General features: G+C 73.6%; 23 protein-coding genes and 1 pseudogene. 17 read left to right on the top strand and 7 right to left on the bottom strand.

What is annotated here, in order from left to right; genetic code table 11:
* The first annotated feature begins 41 nt into the window (after positions 1–41).
* Genes ACFU7Z_RS02030 through ACFU7Z_RS02020 form a run of 3 tightly spaced genes read left to right on the top strand, consistent with a single transcriptional unit; the run spans position 42 to position 2081 of the window.
* Complete coding sequence (locus ACFU7Z_RS02030) at positions 42–1283, top strand: MFS transporter (protein ID WP_380775331.1); 1242 nt, start codon at positions 42–44, stop codon at positions 1281–1283.
* A 31-nt stretch (positions 1284–1314) separates the two neighbouring features.
* Positions 1315–1608: a type II toxin-antitoxin system Phd/YefM family antitoxin gene (locus ACFU7Z_RS02025; protein ID WP_375876411.1), complete on the top strand. Its 294-nt coding sequence runs from the start codon at positions 1315–1317 to the stop codon at positions 1606–1608.
* On the top strand, positions 1605–2081 hold the full coding sequence (locus ACFU7Z_RS02020; RefSeq protein WP_380775329.1) for a type II toxin-antitoxin system VapC family toxin: 477 nt from the start codon (positions 1605–1607) through the stop codon (positions 2079–2081). Before ACFU7Z_RS02025 ends, ACFU7Z_RS02020 begins: the two co-directional genes overlap by 4 nt.
* 459 nt (positions 2082–2540) lie before the next feature.
* On the opposite strand, the gene ACFU7Z_RS02015 is transcribed toward ACFU7Z_RS02020, so the two are convergent.
* Both ACFU7Z_RS02015 and ACFU7Z_RS02010 read right to left on the bottom strand, forming a co-directional pair.
* A complete protein-coding gene (locus ACFU7Z_RS02015) occupies positions 2541–3137 on the bottom strand; it encodes an alpha/beta hydrolase (RefSeq protein ID WP_380775327.1) in 597 nt (198 codons plus the stop codon).
* A 320-nt stretch (positions 3138–3457) separates the two neighbouring features.
* Complete coding sequence (locus tag ACFU7Z_RS02010; RefSeq protein WP_259316949.1) at positions 3458–3637, bottom strand: hypothetical protein; 180 nt, start codon at positions 3635–3637, stop codon at positions 3458–3460.
* Between ACFU7Z_RS02010 and ACFU7Z_RS02005 the strand changes: the two are divergent.
* Positions 3603–3896: pseudogene (locus ACFU7Z_RS02005) on the top strand (phosphatase PAP2 family protein); the annotation flags it as partial. The gene ACFU7Z_RS02010 and the pseudogene ACFU7Z_RS02005 overlap by 35 nt on opposite strands.
* Before the next feature lie 228 nt (positions 3897–4124).
* On the opposite strand, the gene ACFU7Z_RS02000 reads toward ACFU7Z_RS02005, so the two are convergent.
* On the bottom strand, positions 4125–4829 hold the full coding sequence (locus ACFU7Z_RS02000) for a response regulator (protein WP_380775325.1): 705 nt from the start codon (positions 4827–4829) through the stop codon (positions 4125–4127).
* A gap of 91 nt (positions 4830–4920) precedes the next feature.
* Positions 4921–6483, bottom strand: coding sequence for a sensor histidine kinase (locus ACFU7Z_RS01995; protein ID WP_380775323.1), 1563 nt, complete (start codon positions 6481–6483; stop codon positions 4921–4923).
* Between the two features lie 141 nt (positions 6484–6624).
* Between ACFU7Z_RS01995 and ACFU7Z_RS01990 the strand changes: the two genes are divergently transcribed.
* The 3 genes from ACFU7Z_RS01990 (at position 6625) to ACFU7Z_RS01980 (ending at position 8034) form a co-directional block, all read left to right on the top strand.
* A complete protein-coding gene (locus tag ACFU7Z_RS01990; protein WP_074000738.1) occupies positions 6625–7119 on the top strand; it encodes a MarR family winged helix-turn-helix transcriptional regulator in 495 nt (164 codons plus the stop codon).
* The gene (locus tag ACFU7Z_RS01985; RefSeq protein ID WP_380775321.1) at positions 7116–7649 is read left to right on the top strand and encodes a MarR family transcriptional regulator; all 534 of its coding nucleotides are present in this window, start codon (positions 7116–7118) and stop codon (positions 7647–7649) included. Before ACFU7Z_RS01990 ends, ACFU7Z_RS01985 begins: the two co-directional genes overlap by 4 nt.
* 151 nt (positions 7650–7800) lie before the next feature.
* On the top strand, positions 7801–8034 hold the full coding sequence (locus ACFU7Z_RS01980; RefSeq protein WP_049656043.1) for a hypothetical protein: 234 nt from the start codon (positions 7801–7803) through the stop codon (positions 8032–8034).
* Between the two features lie 48 nt (positions 8035–8082).
* On the opposite strand, the gene ACFU7Z_RS01975 is transcribed toward ACFU7Z_RS01980, so the two are convergent.
* Both ACFU7Z_RS01975 and ACFU7Z_RS01970 read right to left on the bottom strand, forming a co-directional pair.
* Positions 8083–9219 (bottom strand): serine hydrolase domain-containing protein, encoded by a 1137-nt coding sequence (locus tag ACFU7Z_RS01975; protein ID WP_380775338.1) that lies wholly within the window; start codon positions 9217–9219, stop codon positions 8083–8085.
* A 176-nt stretch (positions 9220–9395) separates the two neighbouring features.
* Entirely contained in the window at positions 9396–9842 is a 447-nt protein-coding gene (locus ACFU7Z_RS01970) for an Lrp/AsnC family transcriptional regulator (RefSeq protein ID WP_380775319.1), read from the bottom strand.
* A 93-nt stretch (positions 9843–9935) separates the two neighbouring features.
* On the opposite strand from ACFU7Z_RS01970, the gene ACFU7Z_RS01965 reads away from it, so the two are divergent.
* The 9 genes from ACFU7Z_RS01965 (at position 9936) to ACFU7Z_RS01925 (ending at position 17885) form a co-directional block, all read left to right on the top strand.
* Positions 9936–10745 (top strand): LLM class flavin-dependent oxidoreductase, encoded by an 810-nt coding sequence (locus tag ACFU7Z_RS01965; protein ID WP_380775317.1) that lies wholly within the window; start codon positions 9936–9938, stop codon positions 10743–10745.
* Positions 10742–11179 carry a nucleoside deaminase gene (locus ACFU7Z_RS01960; protein WP_117487713.1) on the top strand — a complete coding sequence of 146 codons (438 nt, stop codon included), beginning with the start codon at positions 10742–10744 and terminating at the stop codon, positions 11177–11179. Before ACFU7Z_RS01965 ends, ACFU7Z_RS01960 begins: the two co-directional genes overlap by 4 nt.
* A 109-nt stretch (positions 11180–11288) precedes the next feature.
* Complete coding sequence (locus ACFU7Z_RS01955; RefSeq protein ID WP_380775315.1) at positions 11289–11858, top strand: DUF6939 family protein; 570 nt, start codon at positions 11289–11291, stop codon at positions 11856–11858.
* Between the two features lie 210 nt (positions 11859–12068).
* Complete coding sequence (locus ACFU7Z_RS01950) at positions 12069–12932, top strand: alpha/beta fold hydrolase (protein ID WP_380775313.1); 864 nt, start codon at positions 12069–12071, stop codon at positions 12930–12932.
* 91 nt (positions 12933–13023) lie between these two features.
* Positions 13024–13680, top strand: a complete 657-nt coding sequence (locus tag ACFU7Z_RS01945) for a hypothetical protein (RefSeq protein ID WP_380775310.1) — start codon at positions 13024–13026, stop codon at positions 13678–13680.
* Positions 13681–13707: 27 nt separating this feature from the next.
* Positions 13708–14817, top strand: a complete 1110-nt coding sequence (locus tag ACFU7Z_RS01940; RefSeq protein ID WP_380775308.1) for a threonine aldolase family protein — start codon at positions 13708–13710, stop codon at positions 14815–14817.
* Between the two features lie 88 nt (positions 14818–14905).
* Positions 14906–15484, top strand: a complete 579-nt coding sequence (locus ACFU7Z_RS01935) for an NADAR family protein (RefSeq protein WP_117487717.1) — start codon at positions 14906–14908, stop codon at positions 15482–15484.
* Positions 15481–16647, top strand: a complete 1167-nt coding sequence (locus tag ACFU7Z_RS01930; protein WP_380775306.1) for a hypothetical protein — start codon at positions 15481–15483, stop codon at positions 16645–16647. The genes ACFU7Z_RS01935 and ACFU7Z_RS01930 overlap by 4 nt, the downstream gene beginning before the upstream one ends.
* A gap of 68 nt (positions 16648–16715) precedes the next feature.
* Positions 16716–17885 (top strand): hypothetical protein, encoded by a 1170-nt coding sequence (locus ACFU7Z_RS01925; protein ID WP_380775304.1) that lies wholly within the window; start codon positions 16716–16718, stop codon positions 17883–17885.
* Between the two features lie 188 nt (positions 17886–18073).
* Here ACFU7Z_RS01925 and ACFU7Z_RS01920 read toward each other — a convergent pair whose 3' ends face one another.
* Positions 18074–19456, bottom strand: a complete 1383-nt coding sequence (locus ACFU7Z_RS01920) for a glycine--tRNA ligase (protein ID WP_030233601.1) — start codon at positions 19454–19456, stop codon at positions 18074–18076.
* Between the two features lie 191 nt (positions 19457–19647).
* On the opposite strand from ACFU7Z_RS01920, the gene ACFU7Z_RS01915 reads away from it, so the two are divergent.
* Complete coding sequence (locus tag ACFU7Z_RS01915) at positions 19648–20739, top strand: metal ABC transporter substrate-binding protein (RefSeq protein ID WP_380775303.1); 1092 nt, start codon at positions 19648–19650, stop codon at positions 20737–20739.
* Positions 20740–20753: the final 14 nt, after the last annotated feature.

Here is a 20753-nt window from a genome sequence, read left to right as displayed (position 1 = left end):
CTGGACCTTGACACGAATGTCAACGATAGACGATCGGGCCCATGCCCACTCCCGAACTCCGCGCCCCCGCACAGCCGGTGGCCCCCGCACCGAGGCCGCCCTGGCCCGCACTGCTGGCCATGAGCACCGCCGGATTCGTCACGATCATGACCGAGGCCCTGCCCGCCGGAGTACTGCCCGCGATGAGCGCCGACCTCGGCGTCGGCCAGTCCGCCGCCGGGCAGTCCGTCACCCTCTACGCCGTCGGCTCGATCGCGGCCGCCATCCCGCTGACCGCCGTCACCGGCCGCCTGCCGCGCAAGCGCCTGCTGCTGGTCGCCGTCGGCGGCTTCGCCGCGGCCAACGCCGTCACCGCCGTCTCACCCGACTACCCGCTCACCATGGCCGCCCGGTTCGCGGCCGGCCTGGTCGCGGGACTGCTCTGGGCACTACTGGCCGGGTACGCCCGGGGCATCGTCACGCCGGAACAGCGCGGACGGGCGATGGCCGTCGCCATGGCCGGCTCGACCGTCGCCCTGTCGGTGGGCGTACCCGCCGGCACCCTGCTCGCCGGCCTGGTGGGCTGGCGGGTCACCTTCGGGCTGATGTGCGTGATCGCCGTGGCACTGACCGGCTGGATGCTGCTCGCGCTCCCGCCACTGCCCGGCCGCGCCGACCAGGCCCGCGTCCCCATCCGACGGGTGCTGCGGACACCGGGCGTGGCCACCGTCCTGGCCGTCACCGCGACCTTCGTGCTCGCCCACAACGTCCTCTACACGTACGTCGCCGCCCTGCTCGCGCCGCTGGGGCTCGACGGCCGGACGGACACCGTCCTGCTCGTCATCGGACTGTCCTCGCTGGTGAGCATCCTCGGCACCGGCGCCCTGATCGACCGGTACCTGCGCCCCCTGACCATCGCCGCCTCCGTCCTCCTCGCGGCCGCGGCCCTGCTCCTCGCCGCCGCCCTGCTCGGCTCGACCGGCCGGCCCGCCTACGCCGCCGCCGCGCTCTGGGGCCTCGGCTTCGGCGGCGCCGCCACCCTCCTCCAGACCGCCGTCGCCGACGCGGCCGGCCCGGCCGGGGACATCGCCCAGTCGCTGCTCGTCACCTGCTGGAACCTCGGCATCGCCGTCGGCGGCCTGGCCGGCGGCCTCCTCCTCGACCACGCCGGGCCGGCCGCCCTGCCCTGGTCCGCCCTCGTCCTGCTGGCCGCCGCCCTCGCCACCACCATCGGCGGGCGCCGGCACGGGTTCCCGGGGCATGGCGGCACTCGTTCGTGTGAAATCGACGCACATTCCTCGTGATCGCCGCACGCTTGGCTCTACCGTGAGTCGTATGGCAGCCAGAGTCCCCATCCGACAGCTCCAGCAGCACGCCAGCGAGTTGATCGACCGGGTCGCGGCCGGCGAACGCGTGGAGATCACCCGCAACGGGCGGCTGATCGCCGTCCTCGCGCCGCCCGACCCGGAACAGCGGGTGCTGGAGGACCTCGTTCGAGACGGCACGATCACCCCCGAGAACGCCGCCACCGCGCGTGGCCTGGCCGAGTGGACGTTGCCCGAATCCGGCGCCGGGCTCGCGTCGGCCGCCGACGCCCTGCACGCCATGCGGGAGGAGGAAGGCCATTGATCTACCTCGACTCATGCGCGATCCTCAAACTTCTGGTACCTGACGACGAATCCACCGCACTGCGCACGTTCCTCTCCTCGCACGGCTCCGAGGGCCACGCGACCAGCGCGCTGGCCCAGGTCGAGGTGCCGCGCGCGCTGATCCGGGTCGGCGCACCACAGGAGTTGCTGGACGCGTCGGTGGACCTGCTCGACCGGCTTCTCCGCGTCCGGCTCTCCGAACCCGTCCTCAGGGCCGCCTGCCAGTTCCCCACCCGACACCTCCGCACCCTCGACGCCATCCACCTCGCCACCGCCGAGCACCTCGAGCACGCGCTCACCGCCTTCGTCACCTACGACAAGCGCCTGGCCGACGCAGCCGAGGAGCGAGACCTGCCAGTGGTCGCGCCCGGACGGCCGACCGACTCCCGGCAAGCGGGCATCCGGGCGCCCTTGGCCACGTCGGCGCCGGACGGTGGCACCGGCGGGCGATGACCGGCTCGCTGCCGGGCTTCCACGAAACCAGGCAGTGATACCTGTCGACGTCGTAGCCGCGGTCGGGGAACAATCGCCGCGGATGCGCGGAATCGCGTGCGGCAGCGGCAGCAGCAGCCGGGTGACGTCGTGGCGGTGGCCGACGGTGTGCCCCGGCCGGCAGTGACCACGTGATGCTTCAAGCGGCCGGGCACGGCCACTCCCTGGCCTGGTGCCGGTCCCCGCGGTCGGCGCCGGCAGGTCATGCCCGAGCCGAAGCCGGGCTCCCGCGGCAGCCGATCCCCTTGGATCCCGGTATGCGACACGAACAGGCTCCCCTGCGGACAGCCCCGGTCGCCCGGCGGCCGACAGCCGAACCCGCGGAGCCGGTGCGTCCACACCGGCGGAAGCGGCTCGGCCCGGCTCCGGAGGTCGTCCGGCACCGGCCACGGCGGTCTCCTCCCCGCAGGGCTTCCGTCCCTACGCCCCCGTCGCCAGGGAGGCGACGAAGCGGTCCAGGCGGGAGGTGACCTGCCGCAGGAGGTCGATCGAGCCCAGGGGGTCGTCCGGCAGCTCCAAGCCGTGGTCGGCGGCGGGTACTTCCAGGACCTCGTGTCCGGTCGATTCGGCGGTCCGGCGGTCCCACAGCTTGTCGGCGCCGCCGCCGACGAGGAGGGTCGGGGCTTCGGCGCGGGCGAGGGCGCGGGCGACCGGCTCGGAGGTCAGGACGGGGGTCAGCCAGGCTGCGGCGAGGCCGCGGTCGGCGGCGACGCCGCAGGCGAAGGAGGCCAGGGACTTTCCGACGAGCAGGCGGCAGGCGCCGCGCTCGGCGTCGACGGCCTCGGCGACCTGCCGCTCGACCCAGGCGGTCCGGTCCTCCGGCTCGAACGCCCGGAACTCGTCCGGGAGTTGCCACCACAGCTCCTGGACCGTCCAGCCGTACCGGAGGAGCACCGAGCGGGCGAAGTGGAGGAGGGGCCTGGCGGGCGTGTACCCGACGCCCGGGACGACGAGCGCGACACGGTCGGGGGCTCCGTCGAAGCGGGTGGGGACGGCGAGCGGGGAGGGATCCGGCATGGGCGCAGGGTACGTGGCCGGTTGCTGTGACGTGATGTCAACCCTGACCATCGTCAGGGGCATTGCTTGACTTTCGGGTCGGGTGCCAAGGGGGTCTCGGCCTCTACCGTCCGGACCATGACGTACACGGACAGGAATTCGAGGCAGACCGGCGCCGCCAGGGCCACCGCCAGGCCCAGGGCCAAACCCGGGGTGAGGCCCAGGCCCGTCCTCGCTACGGCCCTGCTCTGCGCGGGGGCCGGGGTGGTGGCGTGGCTGGCGCCGGAGCGGGGTGGCGGGGCGGGGCCGGTGCGGGTGTCGGCCGGGTGGTCGGCCGGCGGCTACCGGCGGGTGGCGGAGGCCGTCGGCGAGGCCCCGCACGCGGTGGCCTCGCTGCTGGAGCCGGCTACCGAGGTCGGGCTGCTGGTGCTGGGTCTCCTGCTGGCGTTCTGCTGGTGGACGGCCCGGGCCCGGCGGGCCGCCGGGGTGGTCGCGGGGGTGGCGCTGGTCGGGCTGGGCACGGTGCTGGCCTACGGGGCGAGCGAGGTGCTGAAGGTGGTCCTCGACGAGGAGCGGCCCTGCCGGGCGCTCACCGGGCTGCCGGGCACGGCGGTCACCGCGTGTCCGCCGCCGGGCGACTGGTCCTTCCCCAGCAACCACGCCACCCTGGCGGTCGCGCTGGCCACGGGGCTGGTGCTGCTGCGCCCGCGCTGGGCGCTGCTGGTCATACCCGTCGGCGGCGCCACGGCCGCGCTGCGGGTGGCGGCCGGGGTGCACTACCCGCACGACGTGATCGCCGGTGCCGCGCTCGGCGGCACGGTCACGGCGGCGGCGGTCCTCGCCCTGCGGCCGGCGGCCACCACTGCCGTGACGGCGCTGGCCGGGGTGCCGGTCCTCGGGCGGCTGCTGTCGGCACCGCCGATACCGTCGGCCCCGGGCGCGGGCTCGGGCTCCAGCTCAGGCGCGGGTTCCGGCTCCGACTCCGGCACCGCCCCGGGCGCGGCGGCCTCAGTCCCGTGGACCGCCCGCGCAGGTCGCGCCGAGGGTCAGTCCGGCCTCGTGCGCGAGGACGGCGGCGGCCGCCCGGTTGGCCACACCCAACCGGGCCAGGATGGAGCTCACATGGGCCTTCACGGTGCCTTCCACCACCCCCAGCCGACGGGCGATCTGACCGTTGGACAGCCCGGCGGCGATCAGCGTCAGCACGTCCCGTTCCCGGGTGGTCAGGGCGGCCACCTGCTCCCGGGCGCCGGCACGCCGGTCGGCGGGGCTGCCGGCCCCGGTGGCGGCCAGGTGGGCGACCACCCGGGCGGCCACTTTGGGTGACAGGTAGGCAGCCCCTCCGGCCACCGCGTGCACCCCGGCGAGCAGTTCCTCGGGCTCACCGGACTTGATCAGGAAGCCGTTCGCGCCGCCGCTGAGCGCGCGCAGGATGTAGTCGTCCTCACCGAAGGTGGTCAGCATGAGTACTCCGGTGGCCAGGCCGTTCCGGCGGATCTCGGCGGCGGCCGTGATGCCGTCCGTCCCGGGCATCCGGATGTCCAGTACGGCGACGTCCGGCCGGTGGCGCCGGACCAGTTCGACGGCCTCCCGGCCGTCCCCGGTCTCGGCGACGATCTCGATGCCCGGGTCGGTGGCGAGCACCGCGCGCAGTCCCGCGCGGATCATGGGCTCGTCGTCGGCGAGCAGCACCCGGATCGGTGCGGTGGTCATCGGCGGCTCCTGTCGGTCGCTCGGTACGGAGGTAGTGGGGAAAGGGAGTTGCGGCGGGAACGCGGGACGTGGAAGGCCGGAAGACAGGGCTTCAGGAGACGAGCACGTCCCGCGAGACCAGCCGGGAGTCCTGGAAGCAGAGCCGGTAGGCATCGCCGGCCCGGTCCACGAACAGCTGGGCGGTGATGGCGTAGTACGCGCACGAGACCCCTTCCCCCGGCGGCGGCGCGGGCGTCGCCGGCCCGCTCGGCGGGCGGTACGGCAGCCGGTGGCCCGGCAGCAGACGCTCGACGGAGGCCTGGTCCTGCCCCATCTGGAGGGCGGCGTAGACCTCCGGGTCCAGCACCGACAGGCTGACCACGTAGAGCGTCCATACTCGCAGCGCCACGGTCAGCAGTACGGCCGTCCCCAGCGGGACGAGCACCACGGCGGCCAGCGTACGGCCCACCCTGCGCCGCGCCCGTCGCAGCTCGCGCACCGGCGACGACGGGGCGGCGGGCGGCAGCGGGACGGGCCCGACAGCGCGGCGCGGCAGAGTGGCCGCGACCTCGAACCCGCCGTCCGGGCGGGCCCCGTGGGCGAAGGTGCCGCCCGCGAGCCGGACCCGCTCGGCCAGCCCGACCAGGCCGCGGCCACCGGTGGGCGGCACGGCAGGCGTCGAGGCGGACCTTCCCGCGGGTGCGGCGGACGTGCCGACGAACGCTCCGGTGAACGTTCCGGTGGGCGTTGCGCCGCGCGGGGTTGACGCAGGTGCCGAGCCCGTCGCCCGGGCGACGGTGAGCGCGGGCGCAGATGCAGGCATGGGCGCGGGCACAGGCCCGGGGCCGTTGGCCACCCGGAGGCAGGCGCCGTCGGCCGAGTACGCCACCTCCACGGTGACGGCCGCTCGCGGTGCGTGCTTGGCGGCGTTGGTCAGCGCCTCCTGCACCACCCGGTACGCGGCGTGCTCGGTGGCGCGCGGGAGCCCGTCCGGCTCACCGGTGATCTCCGAGCGGACGTCCAGGCCGGCGGCGGCCGCCTCGGCGACCAGGTGCGGGATGTCCGAGTCGGCCGGTCCGTGGGCCGCGCGGGCGGCGGCGCCGCTCTCGTCCCCGTCGCGCAGGATGCCGATCACCTCGCCGAGCCGGTCGACGGCGGCGGCCGCGCCCGCCCGGATCTCCTGGACGGCCTCCCGGTGGGGCGGGGCCAGGTCGGGGGCGAGCTTGAGGGCCCCCGCGCGCAGGGCGATCAGGCTGAGGTCGTGGCCGAGGGCGTCGTGCATATCCTGGGCGATCCGGGCCCGTTCGCGCAGTCGGGCCTGCTCGGCGACGAGTTGCTGCTCGCGCTCCAGCCGCTCGGCCCGCTCCCACCCGGCGCGCACGAGTTCCTGCGACTGCCGCCAGAACCGGCCCAGCAGCCAGGGGCCCATCCCGGTGCTCACGGCGAGCGCGACGAACCGCAGCCCCAGGACGATCCAGGAGGGCACCGCCCCGACCACCAGTACCCCGGCCGCGACCAGCACGGCGAACACCACCGCCGCCGGCCGCACCCGTTCCATCCGCAGCCCGGCCAGGAAGGAGAACCCGATCGCCGGCAGCGCCCACCAGAGGCTCGTGACACCGAGCCCGATACACACCGACGCCACCACGGGCAGCGCCGCCCCACTCATCCGCATGCCCACGACCCTACGAGGGCCGCCGCCGCACCGGATCTGTCGAAAGTCATGCCCGAGGCGCTCCGCCCGGCGCCCCGAGCCCCATTCCCCGGCCCCGAAAAATAGTAGCCATGGACATAGTAGCTATGTACTGTATTCGCCGTGAGTTCAACAGCTGAGGGCGCCACCGCAGGATTCCTGGTCTGGCGCCTGTCGATGAAGTGGCGGGTGGCGGTCGACCGGGCGGTCGCGCCGCTGGGTCTGACGCACGCCCAGTACGCGGTGCTGGCCTCCCTGTACGGCATGTCGCGCTCCGGGCTGCGCCCCAGCCAGCGCCGCCTCGCCGACCACACGGGTCTCGAAGCGCTCTACGTCTCCAAGCTCGCCCGCGCCCTGGAGGCCGCCGGGCTGGTGGCCCGCACCCGGGACCCGGACGACCCGCGCGCCATGCAGCTGTCGCTCACCGAGCAGGGCGGCGACGTCACCCGCCGCGCGATCACGGTGGTCCAGGGCCTCCTGGACCAGCTGCTGGCGCCACTCGGCGGCCAGGACAGCCCCCGCGCCCGGGAGTTCACCCGCGAACTGGCCGCCCTGCTCGACGCACCTCTGGATCCGCCGCACGCCGAGACCGTCGAGAACGCCGAGGAGCCGTCATGACCACCGCCACCGCGCCCGACACCGCCACCAACACCGCCACCACGGCCAACGCCGCACCGGCCACGGCCCCCACGGCCCCCACGGCCCCCACAGCCCCCACCGCCGTCAACGGCCGGGTCATCGCCCTGGCCCACTACGCGGCGCGCGCCCTCCTGGAGGGCGTGCTGGACCGCCACGGAGCCACCTTCCACCAGAGCGTGACGCTCCGGGTCGTCGCGGTCGCGGGCGGCTCCATCGCCCGGGACGCGCTCGTCCGCGACGTCACCGGGTCGCTGAAGGCCGAGGAGTCGGTCGTCCACGGCGTGATCGGGGAACTGACCTCCGCCGGGCTGCTCTCGCAGGACCCGGCGGAGGCGTCCCGGCTGCACCTCACGGCGGCCGGCCGCGAACTGTACGAGCGCACCACCACCGAGGCCGCCGGGATCACCGCCCGCCTGTACGCCGGCATCCCGGCCGAGGACCTCGCCGTCGCGGGCCGCGTCCTGGCGCTGGTCACGGAGCGCGCGAACGCCGAACAGGCCCGCCCCTGACGCCCCGTACGGTCGCCGGAACAGTCGGCCGTCGCGACGGTCCGCCGTCCCGACCGCCCGACTGCTCCGGCTGTTCCGACGACTCGGGTGAGACCGCCCTACGCCCGTGAGATAAAGGTTGGACGCATTCGAACGGGGGGAAGGTGACGGCATGGTCTTCGTCACGGTGTTCCTGGTCGCGCTCGTCGGCGCCATCGTCGGTGCCACGGCCTTCCTGGTACTCCGGGAACGCGCGCGGCGGCACCAGTCCGACAACGCCGAGGGAATGCTGATCGAACAGCACCGGACGGCTCACGCCACGCGTATGCGGGCGACGTACTCCAGCGTGTCCGTCCACCACGGGAACGGTGTGATCGGCGACGAGGGGAACCACCACCGCTCCTGACCGCTCACGGCCCGGCTACCAGCTCAGCGGCACAGGGCGACTATCACCTCAGCGGCACAGGGCGGCGTCGACGACGCCTTCGAGGTGCCGGGTGACGGCGTAGTCGGCCGGGATGGTGGTCATCGCGATGTTCACGGCACGGCCGTCGTCGGTGGCGCCGCCCCGGGTCTCGTAGCCCGGGATGTCGCCGCCGTGCCCCCAGTAGACCCCGCCGCAGGTGAGCGTCCGGCTGAAGATGCCCAGTCCGGCGGCCATGCCGTCGCCGACCGGGACGGTGGTGCGCATCTGGGCGAGTTGGGCCGCGGGCAGCAGGCGGTCCGGGACCAGCAGTTCGGTGAAGAAGCGGTTGAGGTCCGAGTTGGTGGAGATCATCTGCCCGGCTGCCCAGGCCGCCGACGGGTCCAGCTCCGTGAAGTCGGCCAGCGGCGCGTCGGCGGAATCCCTGCGGTAGCCCTTGGGGTGGGCCTCCCGGATCGTCCGGTCGCCCACGGCCGGGAAGTAGGTGTGCCGCAGCCCGATGCGCCGGATGATCCGCCGGTCGATCTCCTCGGCGATCGGCCGGCCGGTCACCCGCTGGACGATCAGGCCGGCCAGCACGTAGTTGGTGCTGCTGTAGCCGAACTTCTCCCCGGGCGCGAAGGCGGGCTTCTGGCCAAGGGCCATGTCCAGCAGCTCCCGGGGCTCGAAGTACCGGGTCCGCAGGGCGGTTTCCTCCAGCAGCCCCTCGTAGTCGGGCAGTCCGCTGGTGTGCTGGAGCAGCTGCCGGACGGTGATGCCGTGCCCGTCGATGCCCTCGCCGCGAACCAGGCCGGGGAGGTAGGTGTCGACGGAGGCGTCGAGGTCGACCTTCCCCTCCCCGACCAGCTGGAGCACGACGACGGCGGTGAAGGTCTTGGTGTTGCTGCCGATCCGCACCTGCCCGTCGACGGGGACCTTGGCGCCGGTGGCCAGGTCCCCCACCCCCGCGGTGTAGTCGCGGGTCCGGCCGCGCCCGTCCCGGACGGTCGCGAGCGCGGCGGGTATCCCGTCCGTCCGCACCAGCGCGTTCAGTCCCTGCTGCACGGCGTCCGAGGAGGCCGCGGCCGACGTGGCCGTCGGGGCCGCCGGTGCCGCCATGGCGGACGGTGCCGACGCCCCGACGGCCGCGACGGCCCCGACGGTCGAGAGCGTGAGGGCGAGTGCCATGTGGCGGATGCGCGAACGACGCACGGGTCAGCTCCTGTGGAATCGTGGGGGGTAGGAAACCCCCGGTCACGATCGCCAGTCTGTCCGCGCGACGGCCGACCGACCTCCCCCGATCGAGGGAGCACCTTTCCCTCCCGACTCCCCTCCGACGACTCCCCTCCGACGCCCCTCCGACATCAGGGCCGAGCGGGCCCGCGCAGCGGCAGCGTCCGGCTGTAGACGACGCTCGTGGTGGTGCTGCCGAAGCCGGCCAGCTCGTCCACCAGGGTCTCCAGGTGCTCCATGGAGGTCGCCGCCACCTTGAGGGCGTAGCAGTCGTCGCCGGTGGTCCGCAGGCACTCCAGGACCTCCCGCCGCTCGGCGAGCAGTCGCCGCAGCGGCTCGTGCCGGTTGCCCGGGTACTTCAGCCGGACGACGGCGAGCACCGGGTAGCCGACCTTCGCCAGGTCCACCGTCGCGTGGTAGCCGGTGATGACGCCCAGCGACTCCAGGTTCCGCACCCGTTCCGTGGTCGCCGACGGGCTGAGGGACACCCGCCGCCCCAGCTCGCTGAGCGAGACGCGGGCCTCCTGTTGCAGCTGTTCGATGATCGCCCAGTCGGTGTCGTCAAGATTCGCGGCCATGGCGCGAATCTACCGGGAAATCCCCGGCGATCCGCAGGTGACAGAGGGAGGATGCCGTTCCGTCCGCCATGATCACGGGGATAGCCTCGATCCATGCAACTTGGCCTCAACGTACCGAACTTCGGCCCCGGGACCGACCCCGGCGTGCTGCGCGAGTGGGCCCGGACCGCGGAGGGCCTCGGCTTCGACCTCCTCATGGTGTCGGACCACGTCGCGGTGACCCCGGACGTGGCCGAGCGGTACCCGGAGCCGTTCTACGAGCCGTTCACCACGCTGTCCTGGCTCGCCGGGACCGCCCCCGGCCTGCGGCTGGGCACGACCGTCCTCGTCCTGCCCTACCGGCACCCGCTGCTGGTGGCGCGGACGGCGAGCACGCTCGACCAGCTCAGCGGCGGCCGGTTCGTCCTGGGCGTGGGGATCGGCTGGGCGCGCCGGGAGTTCGAGGCCCTCGGCGTGCCGTTCGGCGCCCGCGGCAGACTGACCGACGAGTGCCTGGCCACGCTGCGGGACACCTGGGCGGGCGATTCGGGCCACCGGCCGGTACCGGTGTGGGTCGGCGGCCACAGCGAGGCGGCGCTGCGCCGGGCGGTCCGGTTCGGCGACGCCTGGCACCCGCTGCGGCTCCCCGTCGCCCGGATGCGGTCGGTCCTGGCCGAGCACCCGCTGCCGGGGTTCGCCCCCCGCATCGCCCTGCGGCTGACCACCGCGCCGGTCGACGACCCCGAACGGCCCGCCGGCGTCGGCACCCTCGACCAGGTCCTCGACGACCTGCGCCAGTTGCGCGACCTCGGGGCCGAGACCGTCGTGTTCGACCCCTACCACGGCGATCCGGAGGACACCCGTCGTCCGCGGCAGGCCTGGCGGACCCTCACCACCGTCGCCACCCACTGGAGGACCGCGTGATCACCGAAGCCGACGAGGCCCTGCTGCGCCGCGCCATCGCCCTCGCCGCCCACGCGGTCGCCCTGGGCGACGCCCCGTACGGCTCGCTGCTGGCCGGCCCGGACGGCGAGGTCCTCGCCGAGGCCCACAACACCGTCCGGCGCGACGACGACATCACGGCCCACCCCGAACTGAAGCTCGCCCGCTGGGCCGCCCGCGAACTCACCCCGGACACCGCCGCGCGCACCACGATGTACACCAGCTGCCAGCCCTGCGGCATGTGCGAAGGGGGCATCCTCCGCTCCGGCATCGGCCGGGTCGTGTACGCGCTCGCCACCGAGCAACTCGTCGAGCTCAACCCCGACTCGGGCGCCTGGCCGACGGTGCCGACGGACGGCCCCGCCCTGCCCGAGGAGGCCCGGGCCCCGGTGGCGGCCTACTACCGGCGCACCTGACCACCGGCCCCGCACCGAATCCGCTCCCGGCCGCCCGCACTCCGGCGAGGAATGTCAGTGGCACCGGGGACACTCGGTGGCCCGCGCCGTCGAGCAGGAGAGCCCGCACATGCCGATCCACATCGCCGGCCGTCGCCGTACGGCGGCCGCACTGACCGCCGCGTTCCCCGGCGCGGAGATCATCGACGTCACCTCCAGGGCGCCGGACCCGTGGGTGCGGCTGAGCCCGTTCTACCCGCACGGCGGCATCCCGGTCCCCTACGGCGACGGCGCGACCAGCCAGTCCGTGGAGGGGATCTGGCAGGCCCTCAAGGTCTTCCGGGACGCCGATGTCGACCCCGCCAAGCTGCGCGTCACCTCGATGAAGGGCCTCAAGCGGACGGTGCGCCGCTTCGGCCCCGTCCAGGGCCACCGGACCGGCCTGCACGGCGACCGGCTCCTGGACTACGAGACGGCCCGCCGCCGGATCTACCTGCCGGCCTACCGGTGGGTCCTCGAACACCGCGCCGCCGACCTGGTCGAGCGGCTCCGGGAGAAGGGCGAGGTCGTGCTCCTGGACTACACCACCAACGGCGACGTCGCCGACCCCAGCAGCCCGCTCTCCCACGCCGCGCTCGTCCGGCTGTACGCGGAGGGCCGCTGGCCCGCCGAGGACGGCACGGACCCGCACCCCGGGTAACCCCGGGGTGGGCGGTGGAGCACCGAAGCCGTGCCGCCGGAGGGTGGGCTGATGATCATTCACTGAGTAGGGTGAATCACCGGACCGTGGGCAGCCGTTCGCACGCCGCCCTCGCGCGTCCGCAGGTGACCGCCGGCGCCTGCCACGCACGAAGCAGTCCCCGCGGCCGGCCAGTGCGGCGCAGGGGACCGGAAAGTGAGCAGTAGACAGATGCAACCCACCTTCGTCCTGGTCCACGGGGCTTTCGCGAACTCCTTCTCCTTCGCGCCGCTCCAGGCCGAACTCGGCCTCCTCGGACACCGTTCCGTCGCCGTCGACCTCCCGGGGCACGGCTTCGCCGCGACGTACCCCCGGGCCTACCAGGCGCCGCAGGACCTCGAAGGGCTCGCCACCGCGCCCGGCGCCATCAAGGGCGTCACGCTCGCCGACAACGTCGCGCACCTCATCGGGATACTGGAGCGGGCCAAGCGGAACGGGCCCGTCGTCCTCGTCTCCCACAGCCGCGGCGGCCTGACGGCCACCGCCGCGGCCAACCAGCGGCCCGACCTGGTCGACCGCATCGTCTACGTCTCCGCCTGGTGCCTCGTCGACCTCGACATCAACGCCTACTACGCCGAGCCCGAGATGGCCACGGCCGACGCCGCGGGGCTGATGGCGGCGCTGGTCGGGAACCCGGCCGAACTCGGTCTGCTGCGCATCAACTTCCGCACCGCCGACCCCGGCGTCCTCGCCTCCTTCAAGGCGTCCTTCCTCGCCGACGGCACGGACGACGAGTTCATGCTCTTCCTCAACACCTTCCAGCCCGACGAGAACCTCGACACCGGCACCCCCGACGACCGGGCCCGGCCCGACACCTGGGGGCGGATCCCCAGGTCGTACGTCCGGCTGGCCGAGGACGCCGGCATTCCGCTCGCCATGCAGGACCGCATGATCCGCGAGGGCGACGCGCTGACCCCGGAGAACCCCTTCGACGTCCACACGCTCCCCGGCAGCCACCTGAAGTGGCTGGTCGACCCGGCGCCGGCGGCCCGGCTCCTGGGGGACATCGCCGCGCTGCTGCCCGCCGCGTCCTGACCGGAGCCGGAGGCCGTCCGCCGCGTCGATCCCGGCGTGGGCGGACGGCCTCGCGGCCCCGACCCGCTCCGGCCCCACCCCGAGGAGGACGATGAACCCCGACGGCCCGCGGAACATCCTGGAGGTCGGCTCCCCCACCTCCGCCGCCCACCCGCCGTACGACGGGGTCCGCGCCACCGACCCGGTCCGCCTGATCCCCTACGGCTGGGTACGGCAGACCAGGCCCGGCGGCACCGTCTCTGCCGTCCTCGGCACCTGGCAGGAGGGCGCCGGCCGGGTCGAGCTCACCGTGCTCCCCGACGGCACCGCCGAGGGCCGGATCACCGGCCGGGCCGCCGTCCCGCGCCCGTCCCGCCCGCCGTTCCTGCCCGGCTGGTCCGGCGCCGACGACACCGGGCGTCCGACCGACACCTCCCCCACCCTCCTCAACGACCCGACACCCGCCTTCCTCGTCCAACTCGCCTTCCCCGAGGCGTGGTTCTGGGTCACCACGGGCGAGGACCTGGAGTCGGTCTACTGCCTCTCCGTCCCCGGCGCCTCCGCCCAGATCCAGGACGACACCTACGGCTGGACGGTCCACCAGGGCGGCCGGCCCGCCCTCTGGGACGAGATCGAGCGGCTCCTCGCCGCCTGGCAGGAGGCCGGGCGCCCCGACCTCACCGCCGTCCGGCTCCGCGTCACGGCGGACACCCAGACGGCGTGGGTACCCGGACACCCCGCCCTGCGGTGGGAAAAGCGGTTGGTCTGACCGCGCCACCGGGCTGACAATCGCCGGATGACCGACGACCAGAGTGAGTTCCGCCGGCGCCGCGCGGCCCGCATGACCTGCGAGCGCTTCCTCTCCACCGACCGCGTCCTCAGCATCCGCGAACGCCTCGCCCAACTCGCCGCCCTGGACGATCTGGACGTCCTGCCCGACTTCTACGGCATCGACGGGCCCGTGCGGCAGCTGGAGGAACGGACCGCCGCACTGCTCGGAAAAGAGGACGCGGTCTTCTTCCCCACCGGGACGATGGCCCAGCAGGTCGCCCTCCGCCACCACGCCGAACGCACCGGCAACCCGGCCGTGGCGCTGCACCCGCTCAGCCACATCGAGCGGCACGAGCGGCACGCCTACACCCAGCTCACCGGCCTGCGCGGCCTCTGGCCCACCACCGAACAGCGCCAGCCGACCCCCGGGGAACTCCACGCGGTCGGCGAGCCCTTCGGCACCCTGGTCGTCGAACTCCCGCTGCGCGACCCCGGCTACCTCCTCCCCACCTGGGACGAGCTGACCGCCCTCGTCGCCGCGGCCCGCGAGACCGGCGCCCGGGTGCACTTCGACGGCGCCCGGCTCTGGAACACCACGGTCCACTTCGACAAGCGGCTCGACGAGATCGCCGCCCTCGCCGACAGCGTCTACGTGTCCTACTACAAGGACCTCGGCGGCATCAGCGGCGCCGCCCTCGCCGGCGACAAGGCCCTCACCGCCTACGCCCGCACCTGGCGCCACCGCTACGGCGGCCAGCTCTCCCAGCAGTGGCCGGCCGCCCTCGCCGCCCTCCACGGCCTGGACACCGCCCTCCCCCGCATCCCCGCCCACATCCACCACGCCGCCACCGCCCTGACCCCGGCTCTGGCCGCCCTCCCCGGCGCCCGCCTCTACCCCGAGGTGCCACCCACCCACGAGTACCAACTCTGGCTCCCCCACCCGGCCGAGGCCCTCAACGCCGCCCACCTGGCACTGGCGGAGGAGGAGGGCATCTGGTTCGTCTCCCACTGGGAGGACGCCGCCCCCGGCCTCGCCATGGCCGAAGTCAGCCTCGGCGAACCGGCCCTGGGATGGACGGCGGACGAGGTGACGGAGGTCGGCCTGCGCTTCCTGGACATGGCCGCCAAGGCCTGACCGGGGAAGACTCGCCGGGTCACCACCCCGAGGGTGATTCACCGCGAAACGGTTCGCGGCACCCACCCCTTCATGTCAGACTGACGATATGAGCGAGATGCACGTGGGGGACCTGTCCACCGTCCGCAGCCGCGAGGAGTTGGCCGTGGCGATGGCCGACGGGGTGCGGCCGAAGTGGGTGATGTTCTGGGGGCACACCGAGCGCAAGGGCGGCGGGACCCGGCAGGAGTGCCTGAGCCAGTGGTGGCCCGGCGAGTTCACCGTCGACGGGGTCGCGTACGCCTCCGCCGAGCACTGGATGATGGCCGGCAAGGCCCGGATGTTCGGTGACGAGGAGATCGTGCGGCAGGTGCTGGCGGCCCGCACGCCCGCCGAGGCGAAGAAGCTGGGGCGGCTGGTCAAGGACTTCGACGAGAAGGCCTGGGTGGACGGCCGGTTCGAGCTGGTGGTGGCGGGCAACGTCGCGAAGTTCGGGCAGGACGAGGCGCTGCGCAGCTACCTGCTGGGCACGGGTGACCGGGTGCTGGTCGAGGCCAGCCCGGTGGACCGGATCTGGGGCATCGGGCTCGCCGCCGACGACATCCGGGCCCAACAGCCCGCCGAGTGGCGCGGGTTGAACCTGCTCGGCTTCGCCCTGATGGAGGCGCGGGCGCGACTGACCGCATGAGCGGGATCGCTCCACTGCTGGACGGGACGGTCGTGGCCTCGGCCGCCGCCGCCCTGTTCCTGGCGCCGAGGGTGCTGCGGCGGGAGGCCGGGCCCGCGCTGCGCGGGCGCTCGTACGGGCCGGAGCCGGTGCTGGCGGCCGTCGTCGCGCTGATCTACCTCAACCAGGTGCTCGTCGCGGTCTACGTGAACCGCGTCCACCACGGCGACGTCTCCTTCATCACCCGCTACCTCCAGCCCGGCTGGTTCGACGTGCCCCGCCTCGACGCCCTCGCCGCCCGCTTCCCCGCCCCGGAACTCCTCGCCCCGTCCGTCCTGCGGGTCCAGGCGTTCCTCGAACTGCCGCTGGTACTGCTGGCGTTCGTCGCCGTCGTCCGACGGCTGGACCGCGCGCTGTACGTCCGGCTGGCCCGCTCGCCGCTGGTCCCGCTGGCCGCCGCCTCGTACACGGTGGCGTTCTGCGCGGTGGAGTGGGACCTGCGGAACCCGTACACCGTGGACGACCTCGTCCTGCGTACGCTCGCGGCCTGCCTCACCCCTCCCCTGATCGCCTGGCTGGCCCGACGCGAAACCGGAGCCGAACCCGGAGCCGGAGCCGAGCCCGGCGCCGAGGCCAAGCCCGTACCCGAACCCGAACCCGCCCGCGGCCTGTTCCGCTTCGCCCTCGACCTGTGGGCGTACGGCCAGCTGATGCTGGTGCTGTACGACACCGCGCTGCTCTACAACCTCGCCCGGATCGGCGACCATCTCCCGTCCGCCGCGGCCGCGTTGGCGGTGCTCGTCGCCACCCGCACCGTCCCGCCCCGAGGCCCGCACCAGCAACCCGGCCCGTACACCGCCACCCTCGCGGGGGCGATCGGTCGGGCGCTCGCACTGTTCCTCGTCCCCGCCCTGTCGATCCGCTACGCGGAGTCCTTCGGCACTCCCGAACTCGCCGCCCTGGCAGGGCTCCTGATGATCGGCGCGGCGGCCCGCCGGGACGCGCCGCGGCTCCTGCTGCCCGCCCTGGCGGGCGCGGTGGTCGGATACGCCGTCGCAACCCTCGCGCCCGGCCCGTACTACGAGGCGACCCTCCTGCGGAGCGCGACCGGCGCACTTCTCGCAACGACCGCCCTCTGCGCGCTCCTTGACACCACTCGGGCACGACTGGTCGTGCGCTCGTAACTCCCCAGCCACATACTGTCGCCAAGATGTCACGCAGTCAGGGTCCGGATGGACAGGTTGGGGCGATCATGCGCATGCGGCCGACGGAACAACCCGCGGGCGGGCAGCCGGAGGGCGAGCTGCAGGCCGCCGAACTCCGCGCGGAGCTGGACGAATTACTCCGCGCGAGCCGCTACGCGAGCCAACGCGAACGGCGCCTGAACGAGGCGATCCGGGCCACCCCGGGCCGTCAGCGGCCGGACGGGGAGCTGCTGCGCCAGCTCGCCCAGGCCCGGACCCTGCGCGAGGGCCTGGGCGCCCGCTGCCTCCAACTCAGCGACCAGCTGGAGGCGTTGGAGAGCCGGATCCGCCACCAGCACCAGCCACCACCGCCACAGCAGCAGCACCAGCACCCCCAGCAGCAACAGCAACAACAGCCGGCCCCGCAGGCCCCGCAACCGCCGCGACAGCACCACCAGCCACCCCGGCACCAGGCCCCGCCGCCGCCCGTCCGCCCCGACCTCGGCGCCCTCACCGAGCGGATCACCGCCCTCCACCGGGCCGGCTCCCTCGCCGAGGCCACCGAGGTGATCGACACGGCCGCCGCCCGCCTCACCTCCGCCGACGCGGCGCTGCTGGTCGGCATGCTGGCCCGGTACGGCCCGACCGGCGGCTCGCTCCACCTCGCCCGCAGCATCGCCCGGACCGCGCCCGACCACTCCGTCGCCGTGCTCGCCGAGCTGCGCGAACTGGGCCTGGCCGAGGAGGCGGCCGAGGTGTTCCACGCCTTCTGGGGCTACCCGGCCGCCTCCGTGCCCGGCCTGCTCTCCGCGCTGGACCAGGCCGGACTGGCCGCCGACAGCGCGACCCTGCTCTGGGAGTGGGGGTCGGCGCCGATGCCCGAGCTGACCTCCCTGGCCGCCTGCCTCCAGCAGCACGGCCGCGCCGACGACGTCCGGACGCTGCTGCGCCAGGCCGCCGGCCGCTCCACCGCCGACCTCGCCGCCCTCGCGACCGGACTGCCGCCCGCACTCGCCACCCTCCTGCTGGGCGAACTGGCCGTCCTGCGCCCGCCCGCCGAGGTGGTCGGGCTGGCCACCGCCCTGGACGGCGCGGGCAACTCCGAGCTGTACGCGCAGCTGCTGGCCGCGCTGCTCGCCGACGAGGCCCGCCACCGCACCACCCTCGCCGCCCTGCGCACCGCCGGCCTGCCGACCCGCCCGCCCGCGGCCCCGCGCTCCCGCTGGGGACGCCGGTAGCGGCAGCACCGGCAGGCGGCCCGAGGACAGGACCGAGGGCGGGGCCGAGGACAGGGCCGAGGGCAGGACTGCGGGCAAGCGCAGGAGGCGCGCCAAGGGACCCGCGAAGCCCCCGGAACAGCAAGGAGCCCCCGCCCGCCCCACCAGGGCGGACGAGGGCTCCCCGAGCGAAGCTCGGCCACCCGCTGCTAGCAGCCGATCAGCCGCGCGCCCAGGTACGCCTTGACCTGGTCCAGCGACACGCGCTCCTGCGACATGGTGTCGCGGTCGCGGACGGTCACCGCGTTGTCCTCGAGGGTGTCGAAGTCGACCGTGACGCAGAACGGCGTGCCGATCTCGTCCTGGCGGCGGTAGCGCTTGCCGATGGCGCCGGCGTCGTCGAACTCGACGTTCCACGCGGTGCGCAGGTCGGCGGCGAGGCCGCGGGCCTTCGGGGACAGGTCGGCGTTGCGCGACAGCGGCAGGACGGCGACCTTGACCGGGGCCAGACGCGGGTCGAGCCGCATGCCGACGCGCTTCTCCATGACGCCCTTGGCGTTCGGCGCCTCGTCCTCGAAGTAGGCGTCGATCAGGAAGGCCAGCATGGCGCGGTTGAGGCCCGCCGCCGGCTCGATGACGTACGGGAAGTACCGCTCGCCGGACTCCTGGTCGAAGTACTTCAGGTCCTGGCCGGAGGCCTCGCTGTGCACCCGGAGGTCGTAGTCGGTGCGGTTGGCGACGCCCTCCAGCTCGGAGAACTCGCTACCGCCGAAGTTGAAGCGGTACTCGATGTCCACCGTGCGCTTGGCGTAGTGGGAGAGCTTCTCCTTCGGGTGCTCGAAGAAGCGCATGTTCTCGGTGCGCAGGCCGAGGCCGACGTACCAGTCCCAGCGCTGCTGGAGCCAGTACTCGTGCCACTGCTCGTCCTCGCCCGGCTTGACGAAGAACTCCATCTCCATCTGCTCGAACTCGCGGGTCCGGAAGATGAAGTTGCCGGGGGTGATCTCGTTGCGGAAGCTCTTGCCGGTCTGGGCGATGCCGAACGGCGGCTTCTTGCGCGAAGTGGTCTGGACGGCCTTGAAGTTGGTGAAGATGCCCTGGGCGGTCTCGGGGCGCAGGAACGCCAGGCCGCTCGCCTCCTCGGTGACGCCGAGGTGGGTCTTCAGCATGCCCGAGAAGTCCTTGGGCTCGGTGAACTGGCCCTTGGTGCCGCAGTCGGGGCAGTTGACGTCCTTGAGGCCGTTCGGCGGCGGGAAGCCGTGCTTGGCCTCGTACTTCTCCTCCAGGTGGTCGGCCCGGTGGCGCTTGTGGCAGGAGAGGCACTCGGTCAGCGGGTCGTTGAAGGTGGCGACGTGGCCGGAGGCCTCCCAGACCTCGCGGGCGAGGATCACCGACGAGTCGAGTCCGACGACGTCCTCGCGGGCCTGCACCATCGCGCGCCACCACTGGCGCTTGATGTTCTCCTTGAGCTCGACGCCCAGCGGCCCGTAGTCCCAGGCGGCACGCGTGCCGCCGTAGATCTCGCTGCAGGGGTAGACGAAGCCACGGCGCTTGCTCAGGCTGACGATCGTGTCGATCTTGTCGGCGGCCACAGTGCTCTCTTCAGTACGTACGGCACGGTCAGGGCACGGCTGGTTGCGCGTACCCGAATACCTCAGGTTACCGGCCATACGGGTACGTGATTCAAATCGGTATCGTCCGGCCGCTCCCACCCTCCGTCACCTCTCGTTCACCCGTCCGAGTGATTTGACAATCATTTCCATGTGAGATGAGAATGATTGTCATGATGATCGGACTGCCTCGACTCGGACTCTCCCGCCGCACCCGCCGCTCCATAGCCCTCGGCACCACCGCGCTCGCCGCCTCCCTCGCCCTCACCGCCTGCGGAGGCAGCAGCAGCGCCGACAGCGGCGGCGGCCGGCTGAAGGTCGTCGCGTCCTTCTACCCGATGGAGTTCCTGGCCCAGCAGATCGGCAAGGAGCACGTCGCGGTCACCGACCTGACGGCCGCCGGCGTCGAGCCGCACGACCTGGAGCTCACCGCCAAGCAGGTCGGCACGGTCCAGAAGGCCGACGCGATCATCTACCTCAAGGGCCTCCAGCCCACCGTCGACCAGGCCGTCGCGCAGTCGTCCAGCAAGCACAAGATCGACGCCACCGCCGCCAGCCCGCTGGTCGACCACCACCTCGACGAGGACACCGAGGCCGGGGGCGCGGCCGACGGGGCCCACGGGGCCGACGGCCACAAGCACGAGGACGCGGCCGGCGACCCGCACATCTGGCTCGACCCGACCCGCTACGCGGCGATCGCCAAGAGCGTCGGCGACGAGTTCGCCAAGGCCGACCCGGCGCACGCCGAGGACTACCGGAAGAACACCGACGAGCTGGTCGGCAAGCTCACCGCGCTCGACCAGGAGTTCCGGGACGGGCTGAAGGACGCCGGGACCCGGACCTTCGTCACCAGCCACGCCGCCTTCGGCTACCTCGCCGAGCACTACGGCCTCACCCAGGTCGCCATCAACGGCGTCGACCCGGAGTCCGAGCCCACCCCGGCCCGCCTCGCCGCGGTGCAGAAGGCCGCCAGGGACAACGGCGTCACCACCGTCTTCTTCGAGACCCTGGTCAGCCCCAAGCTCGCCGACACCGTCGCCAAGGACCTCGGCCTCAAGACCGCCGTCCTGGACCCGCTGGAGGGCGTCAAGGACCCCGCCAAGGACGACTACCTGACCGTCATGAAGCAGAACCTGGCCAACCTCCAGGCCGCCCTCGGCGCCCCGGCCGGAACCGCCGGAGCTGCTGGCACCGCCGGCACCACCGGCACCGCCCCGACCGCGCCCGCCACGGCCGACGCCACCACCCCCGCCCCCGCGAACTGACGGGACCGAGCACC

This window comes from Kitasatospora sp. NPDC057518 (assembly GCF_042802075.1).
Taxonomy (GTDB): domain Bacteria; phylum Actinomycetota; class Actinomycetes; order Streptomycetales; family Streptomycetaceae; genus Kitasatospora.
This window is presented reverse-complemented; position numbering and strand designations above follow the sequence as displayed.